This window comes from Oleiphilus sp. HI0066 (genome assembly GCF_001635725.1).
The window spans coordinates 1-1,404 of sequence record NZ_LWFH01001562.1 but is presented as its reverse complement, the minus strand read 5'-3'; the positions used below and the strand labels follow the sequence as shown (position 1 = coordinate 1,404).

The window sequence follows — 1,404 nt, the reverse complement described above, 5'->3', positions numbered from 1 at the left end:
TAGTAGAACACGATATGGATTTTGTGCGTTCAATCGCGAGAACCGTGACCGTATTGCATCAAGGTTCTGTGTTGGCCGAAGGGACCATGGATGAAGTTCAAAATAATCCTAAAGTTAAAGAAGTGTATCTCGGAGAGTAATGATGCTTAGTATTTCGAATTTGAACCAATTTTATGGTGAAAGTCATACTCTTTGGGATCTCGATATTGAAATAGAAGAGGGTAAGTGCACCTGTCTGATGGGGCGCAATGGTGTTGGGAAAACCACCTTGCTTAACTGCGTAATGGGGCTTATCCAGCCAGCATCTGGGAGCATAAAGCTAGGAGATAAAGATTTAACTAGTTTGAGTGCGGAGCAGCGTGCGCCAAGTGGAATTGGATATGTACCTCAAGGGCGTCAGATATTTCCTATGCTTACAGTCGAAGAGAACCTTCAAATTGGATTGCCAATCCGCAAGGATAAAAAGAAGCAAATTCCTGACTTTATTTATGAACTCTTCCCTGTACTGCACGACATGAAGCATCGACGAGGCGGAGATTTAAGTGGCGGCCAGCAACAACAGCTTGCTATTGGACGTGCGCTAGTGCTCGACCCAAAGCTACTGATTTTGGATGAGCCTACTGAAGGGATTCAACCGAATATTGTTCAGGAAATCGGCGATATCATTCGCAAACTAAATAAGGATATTGGGCTTACTGTACTTCTAGTGGAGCAAAAGCTTCCTTTTGTTCGTCGTACATCAGATAACTTCATAATCATGGATCGCGGCCGAAAAGTGGCTATGGGTGGTTTAGAAGAATTAAATGATGACTTGGTTAGGGAGTACTTAACGGTATAAACTACCTGCTCGCTTCGGTTTAAATTAAAGAAAGATGAATGCAGCAGTCCACAATCCTTTAGATGGCCTTTCAAGCTATGGTTCAGACCGTGCTTGGGAGGCTAATCTTCACTTATCTTATGCGTTAAAAAGTAACAGAACGATCGTCAGTGATATGCGTTTTAAAGGGCCTTTGCGCGTGCAGAGACCTTTTTATCCCGAGCAAGGACGATGTCACACCTACTTGCTTCACCCCCCGGGTGGGATGGTAAGTGGCGATAAAATCGATATTTCTGTTGATGTCAACGAAGGTGCGGAAAGTTTTATTACAACGCCTTCTGCCGGCAAACTTTATGGCGCAGACTCAGAAAACGTTGTTCAAACTCAAAATATAGAACTCAATGTTGCCGATAACGCGACCTTGGAGTTTCTTCCTCAAGAAAATATTTTATTCGATCGCGCAAACGGCAAGCTTTCGACGTCAATTAATCTTAGTAAATCTTCCAAATTTATTGCGTGGGATATGTTAAGTTTCGGGCGTCCTCATGGTGGGTACCATTTTAAGAGCGGCAGCTTAGACCAGCTTC

2 protein-coding genes and 1 pseudogene are annotated in these 1,404 nt (G+C 43.4%); all 3 read left to right on the top strand.

Annotation, left to right across the window (positions count from 1 at the left end; translation table 11 throughout):
- A pseudogene (locus tag A3738_RS29585) lies at nucleotides 1-140 on the top strand (ABC transporter ATP-binding protein); the annotation flags it as partial.
- Between the two features lie 2 nt (nucleotides 141-142).
- A complete protein-coding gene (urtE, locus tag A3738_RS24635; RefSeq protein WP_068479113.1) occupies nucleotides 143-838 on the top strand; it encodes an urea ABC transporter ATP-binding subunit UrtE in 696 nt (231 codons plus the stop codon).
- 34 nt (nucleotides 839-872) lie between these two features.
- A partial coding sequence (locus A3738_RS24630) for an urease accessory protein UreD (protein WP_197474009.1) occupies nucleotides 873-1,404 on the top strand: 532 nt, incomplete at its 3' end.